We start from the raw sequence: 19,454 nt of genomic DNA, 5'->3' as shown, positions 1-19,454 counted from the left end.
GTTCCCGATTCGGCGTTGTATGTCGAAGGGCGGCCGATCCATGGCCTGGCATTGAGCGATCCGTGCTCGATTACAGCTATCGGCAGTCGACCGCGAAGCGTTAGCGAGCGCCGTTTCTTGCGTGCACTGCGGCGGCGGACGGCGTGCGTCAGCCTGTGACGTCGAGGAACACTGCCGCGTGCTCCTTCGCGGGCGGCACGGTGTTGAGCGCGCGCAGGTGCTTCTTGACGTCCTCGGCGCGCGTCTGCAGTTCAGACAAGCGTTGCTCCTGACGCGCCAGCAAGCGCTCGGCACGTGCCCGGAGCGATTCCGGGATCGGGACCAGGGATGCCGGGGGCTCCCACCCCGAAAAGAGACCATGCTCGTCGTCGAGCGAGCGTTCCAGACGCTCGAACTCGGTGACCCAAGCGTCGAGGTCGGTGCGGGCAGCGCCCGCTTCCCGCGTCTCGGAGGAGTCAGGCGACACCGAGCACGCCGCCCTGCTCACTGGCCGACGTTGAGGATGGGGGCGCGACAGACCTGCCTGCCAGCACCTCGTGCCAGGCCGACTGCAACGGCTCGAGCAGCGCGATGCACTCGATCACAGCTTCGGCGTCATGCCGGATGTTGGCGTGAATCAACCTCGACTGCACCCACTCGTACACGGCTGCGAGCTGGGTGCCTTCGGCCCATCGGCTGGTGTCGAGCGACACCGCCAGTTCCTGCACGATCCGCTGGGCGTGGAGGAGTTGAACAGAAGCCTCTGCGAAGTCGCCTCCGGCTTGAGCGCGCTTCGCGCGATGGAGATCGACGAGCAGCCGGTCGTACAGCATCGTGACGAGTTGCGCGGGGCTCGCCGAGAGCACGGCGTCGCGCTGGTACTGGTTGAGGCCCGTGGTCATCGCTTGCTCCCCTGCCCAGTGCTGAGACCCGCCAACTGTGAGCTCAGCCATGACGACTGCGCGTTCAGTTGACCCATCGCCACCTCGAGTGCTGCGTAGGTGCGCTGCAGGGTCGTGCGTCGCTGCTCGAGCCGTGCATCCCACTCGAGCACCTGGTCGCTCAAGCGTTTGACCGTCGACTCCTGACCGGTGATCTTCTGAGTGAGGATGCCGTCGTACTTGTCTGAGACGAGGTCGCTCGCCGATGCGATGCGTTCCGCGATGACGGTGATCGCTCGCTGGGCGAAGGCGGCGTCGTCTGCCAGCGCGGCGGTGAACTTCTCCTCGTCGAACTCGATCGCACCCTGTCGAGTGATGGTGATGCCGATCTCGGAGGGCGAGCGCCCATCGACCGGGCCGATCGCAGCGTCCGTGAGTCGGCTTCGCACATCGCGGACCATGCTGTCGCCGGTGAAGATGCCACCCTTGGTGGTGCTGCCTCCGGCGCCGTTCGACACCGTCACCGCTGAGTTGGTCGCGATGTACTGCACGAGCTGGCCGATCATTCCGGCGAACTCGGTCACCGACTCGGTGATCGTCGCGTCATCGCGCGCCACGTCGATGGTGACGGCATCGGTCGAGGTCTCCCGCACGGTGACATCGACACCGGGCAGCAGGTCGGTGAAGGTGTTGCTCGACGAGGTGATGACCTGCTCAGCACCGGTGCCCGCCCACAGTCGCACCTGAGCGTCACGGGCCGGCACCACATCGGTGAAGCCGCCCGCCGAGACCGTGAACGCGCCCTCGGTTCCGGATGTCGCCGACGTGAGCTGCAATCGCGCAAGGCCGCCGCCCACCGACACCTTCGTCGCCGAGACGCCCGCGCCGCTCGCGTTGATCGCAGCGACGAGGTCGTCGAGAGCACCGCTTGCCGGGTCGACGACGACACTTCCGGCAGCGGTCGAGATGGTGAGCGGCCCCGCAGTCCATTCGCTCATCGCTGCTGAAACGCTGCTCTGCCGCGACGCCAGCTGATCGACGATGATGTCGATGCTCCCGGCAGCGGTGCCGGGGCGGGCGGTTGCGGTGACGGCATCCGAACTGCTGCTGGCTGCAGCGGGAGCGAGCGCCTGTGGCTTCAGCAGTTCCTTGGCTCGTTCGCCAAGGGCCGCGACGCGCGAGTTCAGGTTCTGCAGGGCGCTCAGGGTTGTCTGGGTCGAGGCGACTTGCCGCTTGAGCAGGGTCTGAGGCACCGCCTCGATCTGCATCAGGGAGTTGATGAGCGCAGTGGTGTCGAGCCCGCTCGCGAGACCGTCGACAGCGAACGCCATGCGAAGCCTTTCTGATTGGGGCCGGAACGAGTCGGGGTTCGGGATCCTGTTCGGGATGCCGGTGGTACTACGAGCCCGGCGACGGCGCGAGAGGTCCAGTTCTCGCACCGCCGCCGGGTCGTTCAGGCTCAGCCTGTTCCGTGTCGCTGCCCTGGGTCTCCGGGCGCGCGACGGCCGGATCAGCCGAGCAGCTGGAGCACGCCCTGGTTCGCGGCGTTCGCCTGGGCGAGCATCGCGGTGCCCGCCTGCGAGAGGATGTTCGCGCGGCTGAAGTTGACCATCTCGGCAGCCATGTCGGTGTCGCGGATGCGCGACTCTGCGGCCGAGAGGTTCTCGCGCGCCACGTTGAGGCTGTTGATGGTCGACTCGAAGCGGTTCTGCGCCGCACCGTAGCCCGCGCGAGCGGTCGACACTGCTGCGATCTCGGTGTCGATCGAAGCGATCGAGGCGAGCGAGTTCGCCGCCGAGTCGACAGTGAGCGCCTTCACTGTGGCGCCGAGTCCCGAGAAGTCCGTCAGGGTGACGGCGATCTGGTCTTCGGCTGCCGTGCTGCCCGCACCGACCTGGAACGTCAGAGTCGGCACCGATCCATCCATCAGCTTGATGCCGTTGAAGTTGGTCGAAGCCGCGATACGGGTGAGCTCGTCGCCGAGGGCGTCGATCTCGGTCTTGATCGCTGCGCGCGAGTCAGCGTTGTTCGAGTCGTTGCCCGCCTGAACAGCGAGGTCGCGAACACGCTGCAGGATCGAGTGCACCTCGGTCAGCGCACCTTCAGCGGTCTGGATGACCGAGACGCCGTCCTGTGCATTGCGAGCGGCGACAGCCAGACCGTTGACCTGCGCACGCAGACCCTCGGAAATGGCCAGACCCGCGGCGTCGTCAGCAGCACGGTTGATGCGCAGACCGCTCGAGAGCTTTTCGAGCGACTTCGACAGGTCGTTCTGCGTGTTCGACAGGTTGCGGTGAGCGTTGAGCGCCGCAACGTTGGTGTTGATCTGCATACCCATGGTGATTCCTCCGTGACTGGGTGTGGTGACACCTGCCCATCCGTGGGCCGGCTATCCAGACCTATCGGCAGCACGTGACCCGCCGTTAGCAATCGCTCTCGCAGCCGCGCTCGGCAGCCCTCAATCCAGGTGCTCGTCGATCGCGGCGAGGAGCAGCGGATCCGCGAGCAGCCGGAAGTGCCCAACGAGGGGCAGTTCGACATTCAGCGCGCCCTCGAGCAGGCTGCCCTCGGGGATGTGCGGATCGATGCGCGGATAGATCGAGACGATGCGCGAGTTCGCCTCCTCCTCTGCGGCGAGCGCGCGGAGCGAGGCATTCGCGGGGCGGAACGCTCGCAAGCTCGGAGCGATGAAGTAGTCGGCGTACCGGGAGCCGGCAAACGGCGTGGCGATCGCGATCAGCTTGTCAACCCGATCGGGGGCACTCAGCAGCATCCGCTTTCCGATGAGTCCGCCCTTGCTGTGCGCGACGATGATGACGTGCTCCAGTGACGCGCGCTTCAGGTACTCGGCGCCGAGCTCGGCCGACTCGTCGATCGGGCGCAGGTTGAAGCCGAGGCCGGGAAGCGTGTGAACGCGGTGTCCACGCTCGCGCAAGTGCTGCTCGAGCGCGCCCAGAAACCCTGACGTCTCCCACACGCCTGGGATCAGCAGCACCGGATGTCGTGACGGATCCCCCTCGTTCACAAGCGGCCTCGGTGCGCGCGCGCTCATCGCCTGCTGGCGGATCGCCCAGCGGTAGTCGCGGGCCAACTCACGCAGCGTGGCGCGTCTCGATCCGTTCATCGAGCGGTTCCCATTCCCGCTCGCGTCCCGAGTGCCTCGTGTCCGCCGTTCATCGCTGTGTCGCGTGCCCCGCGATGAGCCTCGCGGCGCGCGCAGGGTCGGTGAACATCATGACGTGCGCCCCTTCGACCTCTTCGAAGCGGCCATCGGGGGCCAGCTCAGCCAGTCGCCGCGACCAGGCCGCCGGAGCGATCGGGTCGCGGTCGCCACGAAGCACGAGGGTTCGAGCGGTCAGCAGCGGCATCCGCCTCTCGATGCGGTCATCGAGCAGGTGCGGCAGCTGCCGGAAGTAGTACACCGGTCCACAGCGGACGATGTAGTCCCATACGACGATGGCGTTGGTCAGCGGCGGCTCACGCAGAAGGTCGTGCCCCAGTCGAAGGCTCGCCCGAAGGAAGCTGCGTGCGGCCGGATCCATCGTGGGACCGATCAGCACGAGGCGATCGGTGACATCGGGACGGTCGACTGCGAGACGGCTGACGATCTGCGTCCCCATGGAGTGCCCGACCAGCACCGGGTCGACGAGTCCGAGTGCGTCGAGCAGTTCGGCGAGCACTGCTGCGTGCTCACCGAGGCTGACGTCTCGTCGAGCGCTCGGTGCCGCCCCGTATCCGGGCAGGTCGATGAGGTACACGGGGCCGTACTCGGCGAGCGCTACCGCCAGGGGGTGGAAATAACGCGATGAGACACCGATGCCGTGCACGAGCACGAACGGAGGGCCCGAGACCGTGGAGGGGAAGCGTTTCGCGAAGACCCCGAGGTCGCGGAGGCGGGCTCGTCCGCTCCAATAGGTGGTGCCGCGCCACACGCGCGCTCTGAGGCCTTCTTCGATCGCGCGCCCGGTCACCTCGCCAGCCTAGGCTGGCCGCTGCTGATCGAGCAGGGCTCTGTGGCGACTTCGACCGTGGGCAGGAACGGGAGCGGGCAGGAGAAGCGCGGGATCAGGACAGCATCAGGACGCGACCGACTCGGTGAGCGACGGCCTGCGCAGCAGCGGGTGCGCCGCCATTCTCGCGAGGTAGGCGATGCGCTTTGCAGCCGCGGGGCCGGTGACCTCGCTGACGCTCGGTGCGCCGACGTGCTGGCCGGCTGCGCTCCGCAGCCCTCCAGGTGACGAGGCGGGCGCTCCGGATGCCGAGAGCGCTTCGTCGGAGTCGGAGTAGTGAGCGGCGAGCCCCTCCCTGAGCAGCTTCACCGCTGCGGAGCGCTGCTGCGAGACCGCTGAGTGGGTGATGCCCAACTCGCGGGCGATCTCTGAGACGCTCTTGTCCTGGAAGTAGACCTGCTCGATGACTGCCCGCTGTCGCTCCGGCAGTGCCTCGACGGCCGCTCGCAGATAGGTGAGGCGTTCCTCGACGAGCAGGGTCTCGCCGGGCGCCTCGGCGTCGGAGGCCAAGCGGTCGGCGACCGTCTCATCGAGCGGCTGCACCGTGCGCGCCGCGTCGTTCAGGGCCTCCACCACGGCGGCGCGATCAAGACCTGTCGCCGAGGCGAGCTCCTCGACCTCGGGAGCGCGCCCCAGCGCATTGGAAAGCGTCTCGCGCGTGGAGGTCACGGCCTTGATGCGTTCACGAGCTCCGCGCGTAGCCCAGTCGGCTGCGCGCATCTCGTCGGCGAACGCGCCCATGATGCGGCGACGTGCGAAGGCGCCGAACGGCACCCCGTAGGCCGGGTCGAACGAATCAGCTGCCGTGACGAGCGCGAGGGCACCGGCCGCCGCGAGATCGTCACGGGACAGATGCGACGCGCGAGCCCACACCTCGGAGACGAGGTAGCCGACGAGCGGAAGATTCTCCACCACGAGCCGATTGCGTTCGGCTCTCGCCGCCGCCGGATCGTCGGTATCCCGGTCTGTGATCCCGATCGAAGTCGGTGCCGAACTGGTCTCGGACAAAGCCACTGCGTTCTCCCCCTGAGCGCTGCCATGTCATGTGCTGACGCACATCTGCTGAACCTATTTGCTCGGGTGGCGGCTCCAGTTCGGGTTGTCGGGGGCCTGGGTCGGCGGCCCCGCGACGCTGCAGCCTGTGTTGAGGCTAGCTCAGTGGTCTCGGGCCACAGCGCTCCCCCGATGCCCCACTTCTGGGCCCTCCCGAACGGGTCACGTGGGCCAGCCGCACGGGCGCAACCACGGGGTTTTCCCTTACCGCGCGGGCCGGACCGGGAGACGCCCACGACTTCGCCCTCGCGCCGCGCTTACGCGGCCGCACGGGCGGCCGAGAGTAGTCTTCGAACCGGATCGGCGCTCCAGCCGGCGCGAAGCCGGCGGCATCCCCCCGAAGTTGCCGGTGTCTCTTGGAGGAAGCGTGGGCTCGAACGAACTGTCGGCCGTGCTGTGGCGCGAGCGAGAACTGCTCGAGACCGTGCTGTTCAAGCTCGAGACTCAGCGCTTGCTGCTGACCGCCGGCGAGAGCCGCTGGCTTCCGCTCGCGACGCGTGAACTGGAGCATGTGCTCGAGAAGCTCCGCGGCGCTGGGCTCGGCCGCGCAGTCGAGGCATCGGCGGTCGCTGAGGCGTGGGGCGCCCCCGAGCAGGCCACCCTGCGTGAGCTCATCCAGCACGCACCGACCCCCGCGTGGCGCGAGATCCTCACCTCGCACTTCGACGCGCTCAGCCAGCTGACGAGCGAGGTCGCGGCACTGCGCGATGGCAACACGCGCCTGCTCGAGACGGCCTCGCGCGCCGCACGAGAGACCCTCGACGGCATCGGACGGGATGCCGGCACTTACTCGGCCGACGGCAAGCCGCAGCGCGACGAGGGTTCGAGCCGTCTGCTGGACACCTCACTATGAGGCACCGCGCGCGAGTCCTACGCAGAGGCCTCGGGCCCGCCGCGCCTTCATGGCATGAGCGATCCCCACTGACGAACGGAGACACCCCTTGAGCACCTTCGGCGCTCTGAACACGGCTTGGAGCGGGCTCGCGGCGGCCCGCCGCGGTGTCGATGTGGTCGGTCAGAACATGGCGAACCTCAACACACCCGGATACACACGCCAGCGCGTCACTCAGGCGGCCTTGCCGCCCGCGTCGAGCTTCGGATTGCTGCAATCCGGAGCGCCGACGCCCGGACTCGGCGTTTCGGTGCTCGGTGTCGCTCGAATCGGTGACGAGTGGGTCGACGCCCGCGTGCGCACGGCGTCGGCATCCTCGGGCTACTGGGACGTGCGGGCCGACGTGCTCTCGCAGATCGAGAAGTCGTTCAACGAGCCGAGCGAGCACGGCCTTGCTGCTCGCCTGCAGGCGTTCTGGTCGTCGTGGGAAGACCTCGGGAACCGGGCCGGTGAGGCGGCCCCCGCAGCGGCGCTTCTCGAGACGGCGCGCACCCTCACGACCTCGATCGCTGAGGGCTACCGGAGCGCTGCGACCCTCTGGCAGCAGACTCGTACGAAGGCCGACGCGCTCGTCGCCGAGGTCAACACCGCCGCTGCCCAGGTCAGCGACTTGAACGCCCAGATCCGAAAGAACCTCGCTGCGGGCACATCGCCGAACGAACTGATCGATCAGCGAGCCCAGTTGATCGAGCGGATCGCCGCGATCACGGGCGCGGAGTCCCGCCCGGCGGCTGACGGCACCGTGGAGGTGCTGGTGGCCGGCAATCCACTCGTGAGCGCCGACCGCACCTATCCGCTCGCGCTGACCGGGGATTACGTGCTCGGTGGCGCGGCCGTCACGCTCGGATGGGAGCGCGGTGGCGCTCCCGTCGGCCTCGAGGCCGGCGAGCTCGCCGGAACACTGGCGGCGCTCGCCCCGGCGACCGCCGGCGGCACCGGCGGCCTGATCGCTGAGACAGCGGAGACCTACAACCGCCTCGCGACCGCTCTCGCGGCTCAGGTGAACGCCGTGCACCAGACGGGCGAAAGCGTGACCGGCGCCTCGGGCCTCGACTTCTTCTCGCTCGATGCGGCCGCGCCGCCAGCGCTCGGGCTCGGCGTGGCGGCGACGGGCGTTGCGGATATCGCCGTCGCCGCACCGGGCGCCGGCTCGCTGGACGGCTCGATCGCGGATGCGATCGCTCAGCTTCGCAACGGACCGGGGAGCGTGGACGCCACCTGGTCGACCTTCGTCACCGGAACGGCAGTGGCATCCCGGAGCGCAAAGCAGCAGTCGACCCTTTCGGCGCTGGCCCTGGATGCGGCCCGCGACCAGCAGGCCTCGGTCGGCGGAGTCGACCCTGACGAGGAGACGTTGAACCTGATGATGTACCAGACCGCCTACCAGGGTGCGGCCCGAGTCATCTCGACGATCGACGAGATGCTCGACACGCTCATCAACCGCACCGGTCTCGTCGGCCGATAGAGGAGGAACGGTGATCAGCAGGACCCCCGGCTCGTTGATGGCGAGCAACGCGCTCATGAACCTCAACTCCGCGCGCGCCGAACTGGCGCGGCGCCACGAGCAGGCCAGTTCGCAACGCGCGCTGCTGGCGCCCTCAGACGACCCGGCCGCCACCGCGACGGCGATGCAGGTGCGCTCTGCGATCTCGTCGAACGCGCAGCACGCGCGGAACCTCGACGACGCGAAGGGCTGGCTCTCGACCGTCGATGGAGCGCTCGCGTCGACGACCGGCATCCTGCAGCACGTGCGCGACCTGACCGTGCGTGGTGCGAACCAGGGCGCTCTGTCGTCAACGGCGCGCGAGGCGATTGCGGCGGAGCTCGACGGGCTCGCCGACGACCTGCTGGCGCAGGCCAACACCCAGTACCTCGGCCGGTCTGTGTTCGCTGGCACCTCGGGCGCTGGAGTGGCCTTCACTCCCGCGTTCGCTCACACGGGCACCGGCGCGCCAGTGGAACGCCGGATAGCCGACAACACGACGGTGCGGGTGGATGCCGACGGTGCCGCCATCTTCGGCACGGGCACCGGCTCGATGTTCGCGCTGGTGCGGAGCATCGCGGACGACCTCCGCGCGGGAACGCCGGTCGGAGCGCATATCGGCGCCGTCGACAGCCACCTCGACAGTGTGCTCGAGCACCACGCGGCCGTGGGAGCGCGACACAATCAGATCATGCGAACGGAGGGGCTCAATATGGCGGATGCCGTGTCGCTCGAAGCTGCGCGCTCAGGGGTCGAAGACGTCGACCTGGCGGAGGCGATCATGAACCTGCAGTTGCAGCAGACCTCCTACCAGGCGGCGCTGCACGTGACGTCGAGAGTGCTGCAGTCCACGCTGATGGACTTCCTGGCATGAGCCGCCGGCTTCGACTGCTCGAGCCGCTGCCCGGTCTCGACGGGCAGGTCGACTACCTGCTCGACCAGGTCGAGGGCGCCATCGGACTCTACGCACTCCGCTCCGCGTCGCCGGGGCAGACCTCGTCCGCTGCCGAACCGGCGCAGAGCGGCGGCGGTGCCCGATTGTTCGTGCTCGATGCGGGCGAGTGCCTGCCGTCGTACTCGCCAGAGCTCAACGACGAGGCGGCCGACGCCCTCGGCATCCGCACGCCCGACGCCGCCGAAGTGCTCGTCGTGGTGAACCCGGCGGACGAGGCGACGACCGTGAACCTGCTCGCTCCCATCGTCGTGAACAAGGCAACTGGGGCCGCTTCGCAGGTGATCCTCGACGATGCGTGCTGGCCGCTCAAGGCGCCGCTGGCCGAGCTGCTCGGATAGCACCCGAACCCGCGGCTGCTCGGTGACGTGCGCCCATCGACTGCGCGCCCGCGCGCCAGCCGCTGACAGGCGCCCCTCCCGCCGATACCCTTGAGGCAAGCGTGTCCATCAGACATGCGTGCGCTCGGCGCACGGACACCGCCGTCGAATGCCCGAACAAGGAGAACCATGACGTATGCCGTGACCAACCCCCTCACCGGGGAGACCGTCAAGACATTCCCCACCATCTCTGACGACGACCTCAAGGCCGCCATCGCCGCCGCCCACGAGGCGCACCGCACCTGGTCGCGCACCACCTCGGTCGCCGATCGCGCCGCGCTCGTGCGCCGCGTGGCCGAGCTGCACCGGGAGCGCCGTGAGGAGCTCGCCGAGATCATCGTGCGCGAGATGGGCAAGCCCCTTGAGCAATCGCTCGGTGAGGTCGACTTCAGCGCCGACATCTACGAGTACTACGCCGACAACGCCGAAGAGTTCATGGCCGACGAGCCGATCAAGCTCATGGCCGGCAGCGAGGGCTCGGCCGTCGTTCGCAAGGCTTCGATGGGTGTGCTGCTCGGCATCATGCCCTGGAACTTCCCCTACTACCAGGTGGCGCGTTTCGCGGGGCCGAACGTGATGATCGGCAACACGATCCTGCTCAAGCACGCGGAGCAGTGCCCCGAGTCGGCGGCCGCGATCGAGCAGATCTTCACCGACGCGGGCGCACCGAAGGGTGTGTACACGAACATCTACGCCTCGCACGCGCAGATCGAGACCATCATCGAGGACCCGCGCGTGCAGGGTGTCTCGCTGACCGGCTCCGAGCGCGCCGGTGCCGCAGTCGCGGAGATCGCCGGCCGCAACCTCAAGAAGGTTGTGCTCGAGCTCGGGGGCAGCGACCCCTTCGTGCTGCTGTCGACCGACGACCTCGACGCGACCGTGGCCGACGCTGTGGCCGCACGCGTCGACAACACCGGGCAGGCGTGCAACGCAGCCAAGCGCTTCATCGTGATCGATGAGCTGTACGAGCCGTTCCTCGAGAAGTTCACCGCCGCCATGAAGGAGGTCGACGCCGGCGACCCGGCAGCCGATGCCGACATGGGCCCGCTGTCGTCGACCGCCGCTGCCGACCGGCTCGAGCAGCAGGTGGGCGCGGCAGTCTCGGGTGGCGCGCAGGTGCTCACCGGCGGCTCGCGAGACGGCAACCTGTTCGACTCCACGGTGCTCACGAACATGAGCCCCGAGAACCCGGTGTACCGCGAGGAGTTCTTCGGGCCCGTGGCTCAGGTGTTCAAGGTGTCGAGCGAGGAGGAAGCGGTCGAGCTCGCGAACGACACGCCCTACGGCCTGGGCTCCTACGTCTACACCACCGACTCCGCCCAGGCGGCGCGGGTCGCCGACCAGATCGAGGCCGGCATGGTGTACGTCAACATCGTGGGTGCCGACAGCCCTGAGCTGCCCTTCGGCGGCATCAAGCGCTCCGGTTCGGGACGTGAGCTCGGCAAGTACGGTGCCGACGAGTTCGTCAACAAGAAGCTCATCCGCATCGCCTGACGATCTCGCGGGCTTCCCGCACCGCTGCGGCGCGGACTCGACTCCGGTCGGGCCGCGCCGCTGTCGTCTGCCCTGCAGCACTCAGGCGCGCGCGCCAGGAGCACGTTCCAGAATCAGCTTCGTGCGCGGCCCTCGGCCAGGAAAGCGAGACGGCGAAGCGTCTCCGAGTTCCTGAAACGGATGCCGGGCTGCCTCAGTGCGGCCGGAATCTTCGCCATGGGGCCGGCCGCGGCATCCTCGCCCATTCGCACCACACAACCACGCGGGTGCTCACGCACGTCGAACCGTACCGACGCCTCACCGAGCGGCCAGCCTCGAGCCTTCAGGATCGCGTGCCGCGGCGGGTCCCACGCGACCATGACGGTGACGTCGTCGACCACGGCGGGCCACAGGCCGAACGAGTGGTGCAGCTTCGCGCCCGGCGCGGGCCAGGTCTCATCCACCCCTCGAATTCGACTCGTGCCCACCACCCAGGCGGCGTAGTTCCACCCGTCCGCGAGCACGGCGAAGACGTCCTCGGGTCGACAGTGGAAGAGCCTGTAGTTGGTCGCCATCGTGGCGCCATGGTGACACACCCCGGCGGTGCGCGCCGCACCGGAGAAGTCGCGGTCAGCCATCTTGCCGACCGTCCGGGCGAGCGTACTGTCTGAGACGCAGGCGTGACGAACACTCAGTGCCCGTTCACGGTTCCACGCGAGGACCTGCAGCCGGTGCGACGAGGAGGTGGCCCCACGCTCTGAACGCACTGGCGCTCGTATTCACGGAGGAGGTTGTCATGCGTTTGGCCTTCACGAGTTGGCTGGTCGTCATCGGAGCGGGCCTCGTGGCTATGCTCACGATCGGGTTCATGGGCCGGTGACCGCGATGAGCATCAACCGCATTCCGACGGGCGTCCGGAACCACGCGCTGAGCTTCGCGTTCGGCGTGATCTTCCTCGCCGCGCTCATCGCGCAGTCGATCGTCGGTCATATCGACCACAACGAGATCCAGGTCGCGCACGGCATGCCCGAGGTCTCCTACTGGCATTTCATCACCTCGAGCAGCTTCGCCGTCGACGTGGCGGAGAACTGGCAATCCGAGTATCTGCAGTTCTTCCTGTTCATCCTCGGCACCATCTGGTTCGTGCAGAAGGGCTCGCCCGAGTCGAAGAAGCCGGGCGACGAGGGTCCGCAGAGCGATAAGGACCAACTCGTCGGCGAGTACGCGCAAGAGGACTCGCCCAAGTGGGTGCGCATGGGAGGGTGGCGCGAGAAGGTCTTCTCCAACTCGCTGCTGCTCGTGATGGGTGCGATCTTCCTGCTGTCGTGGTGGGCGCAGTCGGTCACGGGCGTGGTGGCCTACAACCAGGACCAGGCGATGCACGGCGACCCGGCGATCGGCTGGCTCGACTACATCGCGTCGGCCGACTTCTGGAACCGCACCCTGCAGAACTGGCAGAGCGAGTTCCTGGCGGTGGGCAGCATGGCCGCGCTCGCGATCTACCTGAGGCAGCGCGGTTCAGCGGAGTCCAAGAAGGTGGGTGCGCCCCACCTCGATACCGCTGACGCGGGCGAGTGAAAGGCAAGACCATGGTGCAGAAAGCAGTCATGCCCTCGGATATCTCCGCCCATGTCGGGTGGTTCGATCGCTTCGCCGCGCGCGTTTCGGAGCTGACCAGCCGTGCGTGGTTCTTCGCGTTCTGCGTGCTGCTCGTCATCGTCTGGGCGCCTTCGATCGTGTTCCTGCGGAACATCGACACGTGGCAGCTGATCATCAACACGCTCACCACGATCGTGACGTTCCTGCTCGTGGCTCTGCTGCAGAACAGTCAGACGAGGGCAGACCTCGCGCTGCAGCACAAGCTGAACGCGATCGCCGACTCGCTCAGCGACCTGATGGAAAAAGAGGGCCTGCACAAGGATGCCGCTGAACTGCGCGACGCGGTCGGCCTCGAGGATCGCGAGAGCAGCAGCGGCAACACGACCGACGACCGCAAACGGAAGCTCGAGCGCAAGGAGCGCAACTACCCCATCGACCGCTGACGGCGCAGTCGCGGTGGCTCGCCGGGTTCCGGACGGCGAGCCACTTGCGGTCGCGGTTTTCGCACGCGCTTTCGGCTCGGCAACGACCGGGTTCCACCCGGCCCGTAGGTGCGGATTTGCTTGTCCGCCGAGCGATCCATGTGGCGAAACCATGGCGCTGACAGTCAGTTCCTTCGGAATCAGTCGAGAGCCGGTTCTTCCCTGGACCGCTGGCCGAGAAGATGCGAGACACGCGCGTCAAGGTTGACCGGGATTGGGAAACCTGGCTTGAATGGCCAGACGAGCGATGATGCTTCACGACCCAGGAGGTGTCGATCAGTGACGATCGAGGCAACCCAGAGCGCCACCGCAACGCCGCCAGAGAGCGGCACCGATGCCTCGGGCGCTGTCGTCCTCGAGGGGCTGGTGAAGCGGTACAGCGGCGTGGTCGCGGTCGACGGTCTCTCGCTCCGCATCGAACCGGGTGAGTTCATCTCGCTGCTCGGGCCCTCGGGTTGCGGCAAGACCACCACGCTCCGCATGATCGCCGGCTTCGAGCAGCCGGACGAGGGCGACATCCGCATCTCGGGCCGCTCGGTGCTCGGGCAGCCGCCCTACCGCCGGAATGTGAACACCGTGTTCCAGGCATACGCGCTCTTCCCGCACATGAGTGTCGCCGAGAACGTGGCCTACGGGCTTCAGCAGCACCGCACACCACGATCGGAGCTGCGAGAGCGGGTCGCTTCCGCGCTCGAGCTTGTCAAGATGCGCTCGTTCGCAGACCGCAAACCCATGCAGCTCTCGGGAGGACAGCAGCAGCGGGTCGCGCTGGCCCGCGCCTTGGTCAACCGGCCTTCGGTGCTGCTGCTCGATGAACCGCTCGGCGCGCTCGACCGGCAACTCCGCGAGGAGATGCAGCTGGAACTCAAACTGCTGCAGGCGAAGCTCGGCATCACCTTCGTGTTCGTCACGCACGATCAGGGCGAGGCGCTCTCGATGAGCGATCGCATCGCGATCATGCGCGAGGGCCGCATCGAGCAACTCGCCGACGCCTCGACGATCTACGGCCGTCCGGCCTCCGCGTACGTGGCGGCGTTCGTCGGGCAGCAGAACTTCCTTCGCGGCACCGTGGCAGATGGTGGCCTCGCGGTCACGACGCCGTCCGGGGTGGTGCTTCGCGCCGGTGAAACAGCACTCGTGGGTCATACCGAGGGACAAGCGGCGGTGCGTCCGGAGTCCGTGAGCATCGAGCGAGCGGATGCCGCCGCCACCCGCGGCGAGCGCGGCAGCGTGAATGCGGCATCCGGAACCCTGCTCAGCATCTCGCACCAGGGCGAGACCATGCAGTACCTGGTCGAGATCGGTGAGGCCACGAGCCTCATCGTCAGGCGACCGACACCGACTGCGCCGCAACTGTCCGCCGGCGACCCTGTCCTCTGCACCTGGGCCGCCGAGAACGTGCAGCTCTTCCCCCTCGACGACGCTCCCGAAGACGCCGGATACGTCCCACCGCCCACCGCCTGACCCAGAGGGTGTCTGCTCCGGCCGTCGGCCGGCAGGCGCCGCCGTGACACTCACCTTCCGCTGTCCCTGCCGACCGACTGCAAGGAGTTCCAGATGAACGCATCACGCTCCCCCATCCGCATCCTGGCGAGCGCGAGCGCCGCGCCGATCATCCGCCGTGAACTGAACCGGCGCAACTTCCTCGCTCTGGCCGGTGCCCTCGGCGTCACCGGCGCCCTCGCTGCCTGCTCCCCCGGCGGCGGGGAGACACCGAGCACCGAGGCGACCGGCGGACCCCTCGAGAAGGAACTTTCGATCTACACCTGGGGCGACTACGACAACCCCGATGTGCTGTCGGCGTTCACCGACGAACTCGGGCCACGCATCACGCTCGACTCCTTCAACTCCAACGAGGAGCTCATCTCGAAGCTCGTCGCCGCGAAGGGCACCTCCGGCTACGACATCGTCGTTCCCACGGGCGTGTTCATCCCGCAGATGATCGAGAACGGCCTTCTGCAGAAGCTGAACCGCGACCTGATCCCGAATCTCGAGCACATGGATGCCGACTACCTCGGTCGCGCCTGGGATCCGAACAACGACTACTCCATCTGCAAGGCATGGGGCACCACGGGCTTCGTGTACGACAAGACCAAGATCACGCGCGAGCTGAAGACTTGGAACGACTTCATCGACGCCGCCCAGAACGAGGCAAGCGGCTCGACTTCGGTGCTGGACGACCCGGCTGAACTCACCGGGCTCTACTTCTGGGCCAATGGCATCGACTGGAACACAACGGATCAGGGCGATCTCGACGCCGCCGAGGACTTCCTCGTCAACACCCTCGCCCCGCACGTGTCCGCGTTCGACTCCTACCCCGGCGGCGCGGCGATCCCACAGGGCACGCACGCGCTCATGCAGGTCTGGAACGGCGATGCCCGGATCGGCATCCTGGAGAGCCCCGACCCCGACCGTTGGCAGTGGGTGCTCGGCGCTCCCGCCACCGAGATCTGGATGGACAACTGGGCCATCGCTGCCGGCGCACCGAACCCCGAAGCCGCCCACGCGTTCATCGACTACGTGCTCACCCCCGAGAATCAACTGCTGCAGGTCGACTACATCGGCTACCACACGGGCGCCAAGGGCATCGAAAGCGCCGCCGAGGATGCCGGTCTGCCGATGCTCGACCTCGTGTTCTTCAGCTCGGAGCAGGTCGCCACGATGCACGAAGGCGAGGTGACCGAAGCGCAACAGCGCATCGTTGAGATCTGGAACAAGATGAAGGCGGCCGCAGGTGCGTAGAGCCCCCGGCATCGCGCTCGCGATCCCTGCCTGGGCGTGGCTGCTGATCTTCTTCGTGGCGCCCGTGGGCATGGTCATCTGGTTCAGCTTCGGCTACAAACCGGGCATCTTCGGCACGCACGCCAATGACGTCCTCTCGTTCGACCGCTACGCCGAGGCGATGTCGCCCACCTTCTTCGCGACCTTCCAGAACACGCTGTGGGTGGGTATCGCGGGCACGCTGCTCTGCCTGCTGATCGGTCTGCCCGCGGCGTACTGGATGGCCGTGAAGGCCCCGCCATCCAGGCGCGGCCTCCTGCTCGCGCTCGTCATGGTGCCGTTCTGGACCAACTTCCTCGTGCGGACGATCGGTTGGCAGGTGATCCTCGCCCCAGAGGGCTGGGCGTCGACGCTGCTGCAGTCGATCGGCATGCTGAACGGCCCGCTCGACATCCTCTACACGCGCACAGCGGTGCTCATCGGCGTCGTGTACAACTACCTCCCGCTGATGATCCTTCCCCTGTTCGTCGCGTTCGACCGTGTCGGGCATTCCCTGCGCGAGGCTTCGAAGGACTTGGGCGCCGGTCGATGGAGCACATTCTTCCGGGTGACGCTTCCGCTGGCCCGACCCGGCGTGATCGCGGGGGTGCTGCTCGTGTTCATCCCGCTCATGGGCGACTACATCACCGCGACAGTCCTGGGCGGGGCGAAGGGCAATATGGTCGGTCAGCTTGTCGCGAGCCAGTTCCAGACCGCGCAGAACTGGGCGCTCGGCTCCGCCATGGCGGTACTCCTCATTCTCGTCATCATGGCGACCGTCGCCGCGGGCGCCGTGCTCGTGTGGTTGGTCACCTGGCCACTCCGCGCGCGCCAACGGCTCGTGCTCGACACGAAGGAGGCAGTGCGATGAGACCCCCGACCGGCAGCACCGCCACCCAAACGCTCGCAGCGCAGCGCGCACGAACGAGCGGCAGCGGTGTCAGGCGGCGCTCGCGCGGCCCGAGGCGCTCGTGGACGGACGTCGGCTTCACCGTCTGGGGCATCGCGGTGTTCGTCTTCCTGTTCGCCCCGATCATCGTGATCATCGTGTCGTCCTTCAACGTCGGCCGCCTGCTCGTCGCCTGGCAGCAATTCGGCTTCGACTCCTTCCTCGCACTGGTCGAGAAGCCCGCCATTCGAGACGCGGTGTGGGTGTCGGTGCAGACGGGATTCATCGCCGCGGTGCTCGCCACGCTGCTCGGAACCCTTGCCGGAATCGCGATGGCCCGGCATCCCGGCAAGTGGGCCTACTGGTTCCTCGGACTCCTGCTGCTCGTCTCGGTGACGCCCGAGATCGTCGACGCCGTTGCGCTCCTCCCCTGGCTCGTGCTGCTCGGGCAAGACCTCGGGCTCGGCATCTTCAATGACGGCATCGTGCGGCTCGTAGTGGGCCACTCGCTGTTCTCGATCGCTGTTGTCTCGTACATCGTCCGCGCCCGCCTCATCGGTCTTGACGCGCAACTCGAGGAGGCGTCGAGCGATCTCTACGCCCGCCCGCTCACGACGTTCCGACGGGTGACCTTGCCGCTGGCGATGCCGGCCGTCCTCGCCGGATTCCTGCTCTCGTTCACCCTGAGTCTCGACAACACGGTCATCGCGGCGTTCGTACAAGTGTCAGGCACCACACCCTGGCCTGTGTATGTGCTCAGCGCCCTGCGCAGCGGCTTGCGCCCCGAGATCGCCTCGGTCTCGACCGTCATGCTCGTGCTCACGCTCGCCGCGTTGGCGCTGGTCGCGGTCGTGCTCAGGCGTTCGGGCGACTCCGCAACGCAGATCGCTCGCACCATGACCGGAAACTGACGCCCAGGCGACTCGACTGCGGCTTAAACCCCAAGGAGGCCCCGTGACCCAGGCGGATCTCGTATTCATCAATGGACCCGTGTTCACCGCCGACGCGCAACGGCGTCGAGCGAGCGCTGTCGCGGTCGCCGGCGGGCGCATCATCGCGGTCGGCCACGACGAACTGCGTGACCTGGTGGGCACCGGCACAGAGGTGGTCGATCTCGCCGGTCGGATGCTGGTGCCCGGATTCCAAGACGCGCATGTGCACCCGGTCTGGGGCGGCCTCGATCTGCTGCGCTGCGACCTCTCCGAGTTGAACTCGCAAGACGACTACCTCGCTCGCATCGCCCGGTACTCGGCCGAGCATCCGGATGACCAGTGGGTGCTCGGAGGCGGCTGGTCGATGTCGGCATTCCCGGGAGGCACGCCCACCGCCGCGGCGCTCGATCGGGTGGTCCCGGACCGTCCGGCGTTCCTTCCGAACCGCGACGGTCACGGCGCGTGGGTGAACTCGGCGGCACTCCGCCTGGCGGGCATCGACCGCGACACCCCCGACCCCGCCGACGGTCGCATCGAGCGGGATGCCGATGGGAACCCGACCGGCACGCTGCACGAAGGGGCGATGACGCTGGTGAACCGGCATCTGCCCGAGACCTCGCTCGCCACGCTGGTCGACGCGCTCATGCTCGGGCAGCAGTACCTGCACGAGCGGGGCGTGACTGCTTGGCAGGATGCGATCGTCGGCGGCTACGGGGATGCCGGCGACCCCGGTCCCGCGTACCTCGCAGCAGCCGAGCAGGGGCGTCTGACGGCCAGAGTCGTGGGTGCGCTCTGGTGGGATCGAGGCGCCGGCCTCGAGCAGATCCCCTCGCTCGTGGAGCGCCGTGAACGGTTCCGCGCCGGCCGTTTCGCCGCGACGAGCGTGAAGATCATGCAAGACGGAGTCGCTGAGAACTTCACCGCGTCGATGCTCGAGCCATACTGCGACGGCCACGGGCACCCGACCGATAACTCCGGCATCTCATTCGTCGACCCCGAGACCTTGCTGCCTGCGGCCGCCGAGCTCGACCGTCTCGGCTTTCAACTGCATTTCCACGCCATCGGCGACCGAGCAGTGCGCCAATGCCTCGACGCCGTCGAGCACGCGATCTCGCGGAACGGCCGCAGCGACCACCGCCATCACATCGCCCATCTGCAGGTCGTGCACCCCGACGATGTCCCTCGCTTCCGCCAGCTCGACGTCGCCGCGAACATGCAGTCGCTCTGGGCGTCGCTCGAACCGCAGATGGTCGAACTCACGCTCCCCTTCCTCGGCGAACCTCGCAGCAGTTGGCAGTACCCGTTCCGAGACCTGCAGCGAGCCGGTGCAGTGCTCGCCGCAGGGAGCGACTGGTCGGTGTCGACCCCCAACCCGATGGCGGCGATCCATGTCGCGGTGAACCGGGTCGCCGCACCCGGTCTCGAGGAGGGCGACTACGAGGCCTTCCTTCCGGAGCAGTCGCTCGATCTGGCCACCTCGCTCGCCGCGTACACGGCCGGTTCCGCGTACGTGAACCACCTGGACGAGGTGACCGGAACCGTGGAGGTCGGCAAATTCGCAGATCTCGTGGTGCTCGATCGCGATCCTTTCGCCGGGCCTGCCAACGAGATCGGCGAGACGCGCGTGCTGCAGACGTTCGTGCAGGGCGAGCGAGTGTTCGCAGCCTCCGACGCCTGAGGTCGACATCC

20 protein-coding genes are annotated in these 19,454 nt (G+C 67.7%); 12 read left to right on the top strand and 8 right to left on the bottom strand.

Annotation, left to right across the window (positions count from 1 at the left end):
- Nucleotides 1–148: 148 nt before the first annotated feature.
- The 7 genes from QF206_RS02680 to QF206_RS02650 all read right to left on the bottom strand — a co-directional run bounded on the left by QF206_RS02680 (nt 149) and on the right by QF206_RS02650 (nt 5,884).
- Nucleotides 149–466 (bottom strand): hypothetical protein, encoded by a 318-nt coding sequence (locus tag QF206_RS02680; protein ID WP_281487650.1) that lies wholly within the window; start codon nt 464–466, stop codon nt 149–151.
- Nucleotides 456–881 (bottom strand): flagellar export chaperone FliS, encoded by a 426-nt coding sequence (gene fliS, locus QF206_RS02675; protein ID WP_281487649.1) that lies wholly within the window; start codon nt 879–881, stop codon nt 456–458. The genes QF206_RS02680 and fliS overlap by 11 nt, the downstream gene beginning before the upstream one ends.
- Entirely contained in the window at nt 878–2,191 is a 1,314-nt protein-coding gene (gene fliD / locus QF206_RS02670) for a flagellar filament capping protein FliD (protein ID WP_281487648.1), read from the bottom strand. The genes fliS and fliD overlap by 4 nt, the downstream gene beginning before the upstream one ends.
- 179 nt (nt 2,192–2,370) lie before the next feature.
- Nucleotides 2,371–3,198, bottom strand: a complete 828-nt coding sequence (locus tag QF206_RS02665) for a flagellin N-terminal helical domain-containing protein (protein ID WP_281487647.1) — start codon at nt 3,196–3,198, stop codon at nt 2,371–2,373.
- Nucleotides 3,199–3,318: 120 nt separating this feature from the next.
- Entirely contained in the window at nt 3,319–3,984 is a 666-nt protein-coding gene (locus QF206_RS02660; protein ID WP_281487646.1) for an esterase/lipase family protein, read from the bottom strand.
- Nucleotides 3,985–4,033: 49 nt separating this feature from the next.
- Nucleotides 4,034–4,831: an alpha/beta fold hydrolase gene (locus QF206_RS02655; RefSeq protein WP_281487645.1), complete on the bottom strand. Its 798-nt coding sequence runs from the start codon at nt 4,829–4,831 to the stop codon at nt 4,034–4,036.
- A 105-nt stretch (nt 4,832–4,936) separates the two neighbouring features.
- Nucleotides 4,937–5,884, bottom strand: coding sequence for a sigma-70 family RNA polymerase sigma factor (locus QF206_RS02650; protein WP_281487644.1), 948 nt, complete (start codon nt 5,882–5,884; stop codon nt 4,937–4,939).
- A 406-nt stretch (nt 5,885–6,290) separates the two neighbouring features.
- Between QF206_RS02650 and flgN the strand changes: the two genes are divergently transcribed.
- The 5 genes from flgN to QF206_RS02625 all read left to right on the top strand — a co-directional run bounded on the left by flgN (nt 6,291) and on the right by QF206_RS02625 (nt 11,124).
- Nucleotides 6,291–6,776: a flagellar export chaperone FlgN gene (gene flgN, locus QF206_RS02645; protein ID WP_281487643.1), complete on the top strand. Its 486-nt coding sequence runs from the start codon at nt 6,291–6,293 to the stop codon at nt 6,774–6,776.
- An 88-nt stretch (nt 6,777–6,864) separates the two neighbouring features.
- Nucleotides 6,865–8,280, top strand: coding sequence for a flagellar hook-associated protein FlgK (gene flgK, locus QF206_RS02640; RefSeq protein ID WP_281487642.1), 1,416 nt, complete (start codon nt 6,865–6,867; stop codon nt 8,278–8,280).
- Between the two features lie 10 nt (nt 8,281–8,290).
- Nucleotides 8,291–9,172 carry a flagellar hook-associated protein FlgL gene (gene flgL, locus QF206_RS02635; RefSeq protein ID WP_281487641.1) on the top strand — a complete coding sequence of 294 codons (882 nt, stop codon included), beginning with the start codon at nt 8,291–8,293 and terminating at the stop codon, nt 9,170–9,172.
- Nucleotides 9,169–9,591 carry a flagellar assembly protein FliW gene (locus tag QF206_RS02630; RefSeq protein WP_281487640.1) on the top strand — a complete coding sequence of 141 codons (423 nt, stop codon included), beginning with the start codon at nt 9,169–9,171 and terminating at the stop codon, nt 9,589–9,591. The genes flgL and QF206_RS02630 overlap by 4 nt, the downstream gene beginning before the upstream one ends.
- 168 nt (nt 9,592–9,759) lie before the next feature.
- The gene (locus QF206_RS02625; RefSeq protein WP_281487639.1) at nt 9,760–11,124 is read left to right on the top strand and encodes an NAD-dependent succinate-semialdehyde dehydrogenase; all 1,365 of its coding nucleotides are present in this window, start codon (nt 9,760–9,762) and stop codon (nt 11,122–11,124) included.
- 113 nt (nt 11,125–11,237) lie between these two features.
- Here QF206_RS02625 and QF206_RS02620 read toward each other — a convergent pair whose 3' ends face one another.
- Entirely contained in the window at nt 11,238–11,741 is a 504-nt protein-coding gene (locus tag QF206_RS02620) for an SRPBCC family protein (protein WP_340309581.1), read from the bottom strand.
- Between the two features lie 247 nt (nt 11,742–11,988).
- On the opposite strand from QF206_RS02620, the gene QF206_RS02615 reads away from it, so the two are divergent.
- The 7 genes from QF206_RS02615 (at nt 11,989) to QF206_RS02585 (ending at nt 19,443) form a co-directional block, all read left to right on the top strand.
- On the top strand, nt 11,989–12,681 hold the full coding sequence (locus QF206_RS02615) for a DUF6766 family protein (protein ID WP_281487638.1): 693 nt from the start codon (nt 11,989–11,991) through the stop codon (nt 12,679–12,681).
- 29 nt (nt 12,682–12,710) lie between these two features.
- Nucleotides 12,711–13,145, top strand: a complete 435-nt coding sequence (locus QF206_RS02610) for a low affinity iron permease family protein (protein ID WP_281487637.1) — start codon at nt 12,711–12,713, stop codon at nt 13,143–13,145.
- 318 nt (nt 13,146–13,463) lie between these two features.
- Nucleotides 13,464–14,648 (top strand): ABC transporter ATP-binding protein, encoded by a 1,185-nt coding sequence (locus QF206_RS02605; protein ID WP_422785340.1) that lies wholly within the window; start codon nt 13,464–13,466, stop codon nt 14,646–14,648.
- 93 nt (nt 14,649–14,741) lie between these two features.
- Nucleotides 14,742–15,926, top strand: a complete 1,185-nt coding sequence (locus QF206_RS02600; RefSeq protein WP_281487636.1) for an extracellular solute-binding protein — start codon at nt 14,742–14,744, stop codon at nt 15,924–15,926.
- Nucleotides 15,919–16,815 carry an ABC transporter permease gene (locus QF206_RS02595; RefSeq protein WP_281487635.1) on the top strand — a complete coding sequence of 299 codons (897 nt, stop codon included), beginning with the start codon at nt 15,919–15,921 and terminating at the stop codon, nt 16,813–16,815. The genes QF206_RS02600 and QF206_RS02595 overlap by 8 nt, the downstream gene beginning before the upstream one ends.
- Nucleotides 16,812–17,744: an ABC transporter permease gene (locus QF206_RS02590; RefSeq protein WP_281487634.1), complete on the top strand. Its 933-nt coding sequence runs from the start codon at nt 16,812–16,814 to the stop codon at nt 17,742–17,744. The genes QF206_RS02595 and QF206_RS02590 overlap by 4 nt, the downstream gene beginning before the upstream one ends.
- A gap of 43 nt (nt 17,745–17,787) precedes the next feature.
- Nucleotides 17,788–19,443 carry an amidohydrolase gene (locus QF206_RS02585; RefSeq protein WP_281487633.1) on the top strand — a complete coding sequence of 552 codons (1,656 nt, stop codon included), beginning with the start codon at nt 17,788–17,790 and terminating at the stop codon, nt 19,441–19,443.
- Nucleotides 19,444–19,454 lie beyond the last annotated feature (11 nt).

It is taken from the genome of Ruicaihuangia caeni (genome assembly GCF_029952955.1).
GTDB lineage: Bacteria > Actinomycetota > Actinomycetes > Actinomycetales > Microbacteriaceae > Ruicaihuangia > Ruicaihuangia caeni.
This window is presented reverse-complemented; position numbering and strand designations above follow the sequence as displayed.

Bases quoted from the DNA above. Each gene is read 5' to 3' on its own strand.
- fliS (WP_281487649.1), bottom strand. From the start codon at position 881: ATGACCACGGGCCTCAACCAGTACCAGCGCGACGCCGTGCTCTCGGCG.
- fliD (WP_281487648.1), bottom strand. From the start codon at position 2,191: ATGGCGTTCGCTGTCGACGGTCTCGCGAGCGGGCTCGACACCACTGCG.
- QF206_RS02665 (WP_281487647.1), bottom strand. From the start codon at position 3,198: ATGGGTATGCAGATCAACACCAACGTTGCGGCGCTCAACGCTCACCGC.
- QF206_RS02660 (WP_281487646.1), bottom strand. From the start codon at position 3,984: ATGAACGGATCGAGACGCGCCACGCTGCGTGAGTTGGCCCGCGACTAC.
- QF206_RS02630 (WP_281487640.1), top strand. From the start codon at position 9,169: ATGAGCCGCCGGCTTCGACTGCTCGAGCCGCTGCCCGGTCTCGACGGG.
- QF206_RS02625 (WP_281487639.1), top strand. From the start codon at position 9,760: ATGACGTATGCCGTGACCAACCCCCTCACCGGGGAGACCGTCAAGACA.
- QF206_RS02620 (WP_340309581.1), bottom strand. From the start codon at position 11,741: ATGGCTGACCGCGACTTCTCCGGTGCGGCGCGCACCGCCGGGGTGTGT.
- QF206_RS02615 (WP_281487638.1), top strand. From the start codon at position 11,989: ATGAGCATCAACCGCATTCCGACGGGCGTCCGGAACCACGCGCTGAGC.
- QF206_RS02610 (WP_281487637.1), top strand. From the start codon at position 12,711: ATGCCCTCGGATATCTCCGCCCATGTCGGGTGGTTCGATCGCTTCGCC.
- QF206_RS02600 (WP_281487636.1), top strand. From the start codon at position 14,742: ATGAACGCATCACGCTCCCCCATCCGCATCCTGGCGAGCGCGAGCGCC.
- QF206_RS02590 (WP_281487634.1), top strand. From the start codon at position 16,812: ATGAGACCCCCGACCGGCAGCACCGCCACCCAAACGCTCGCAGCGCAG.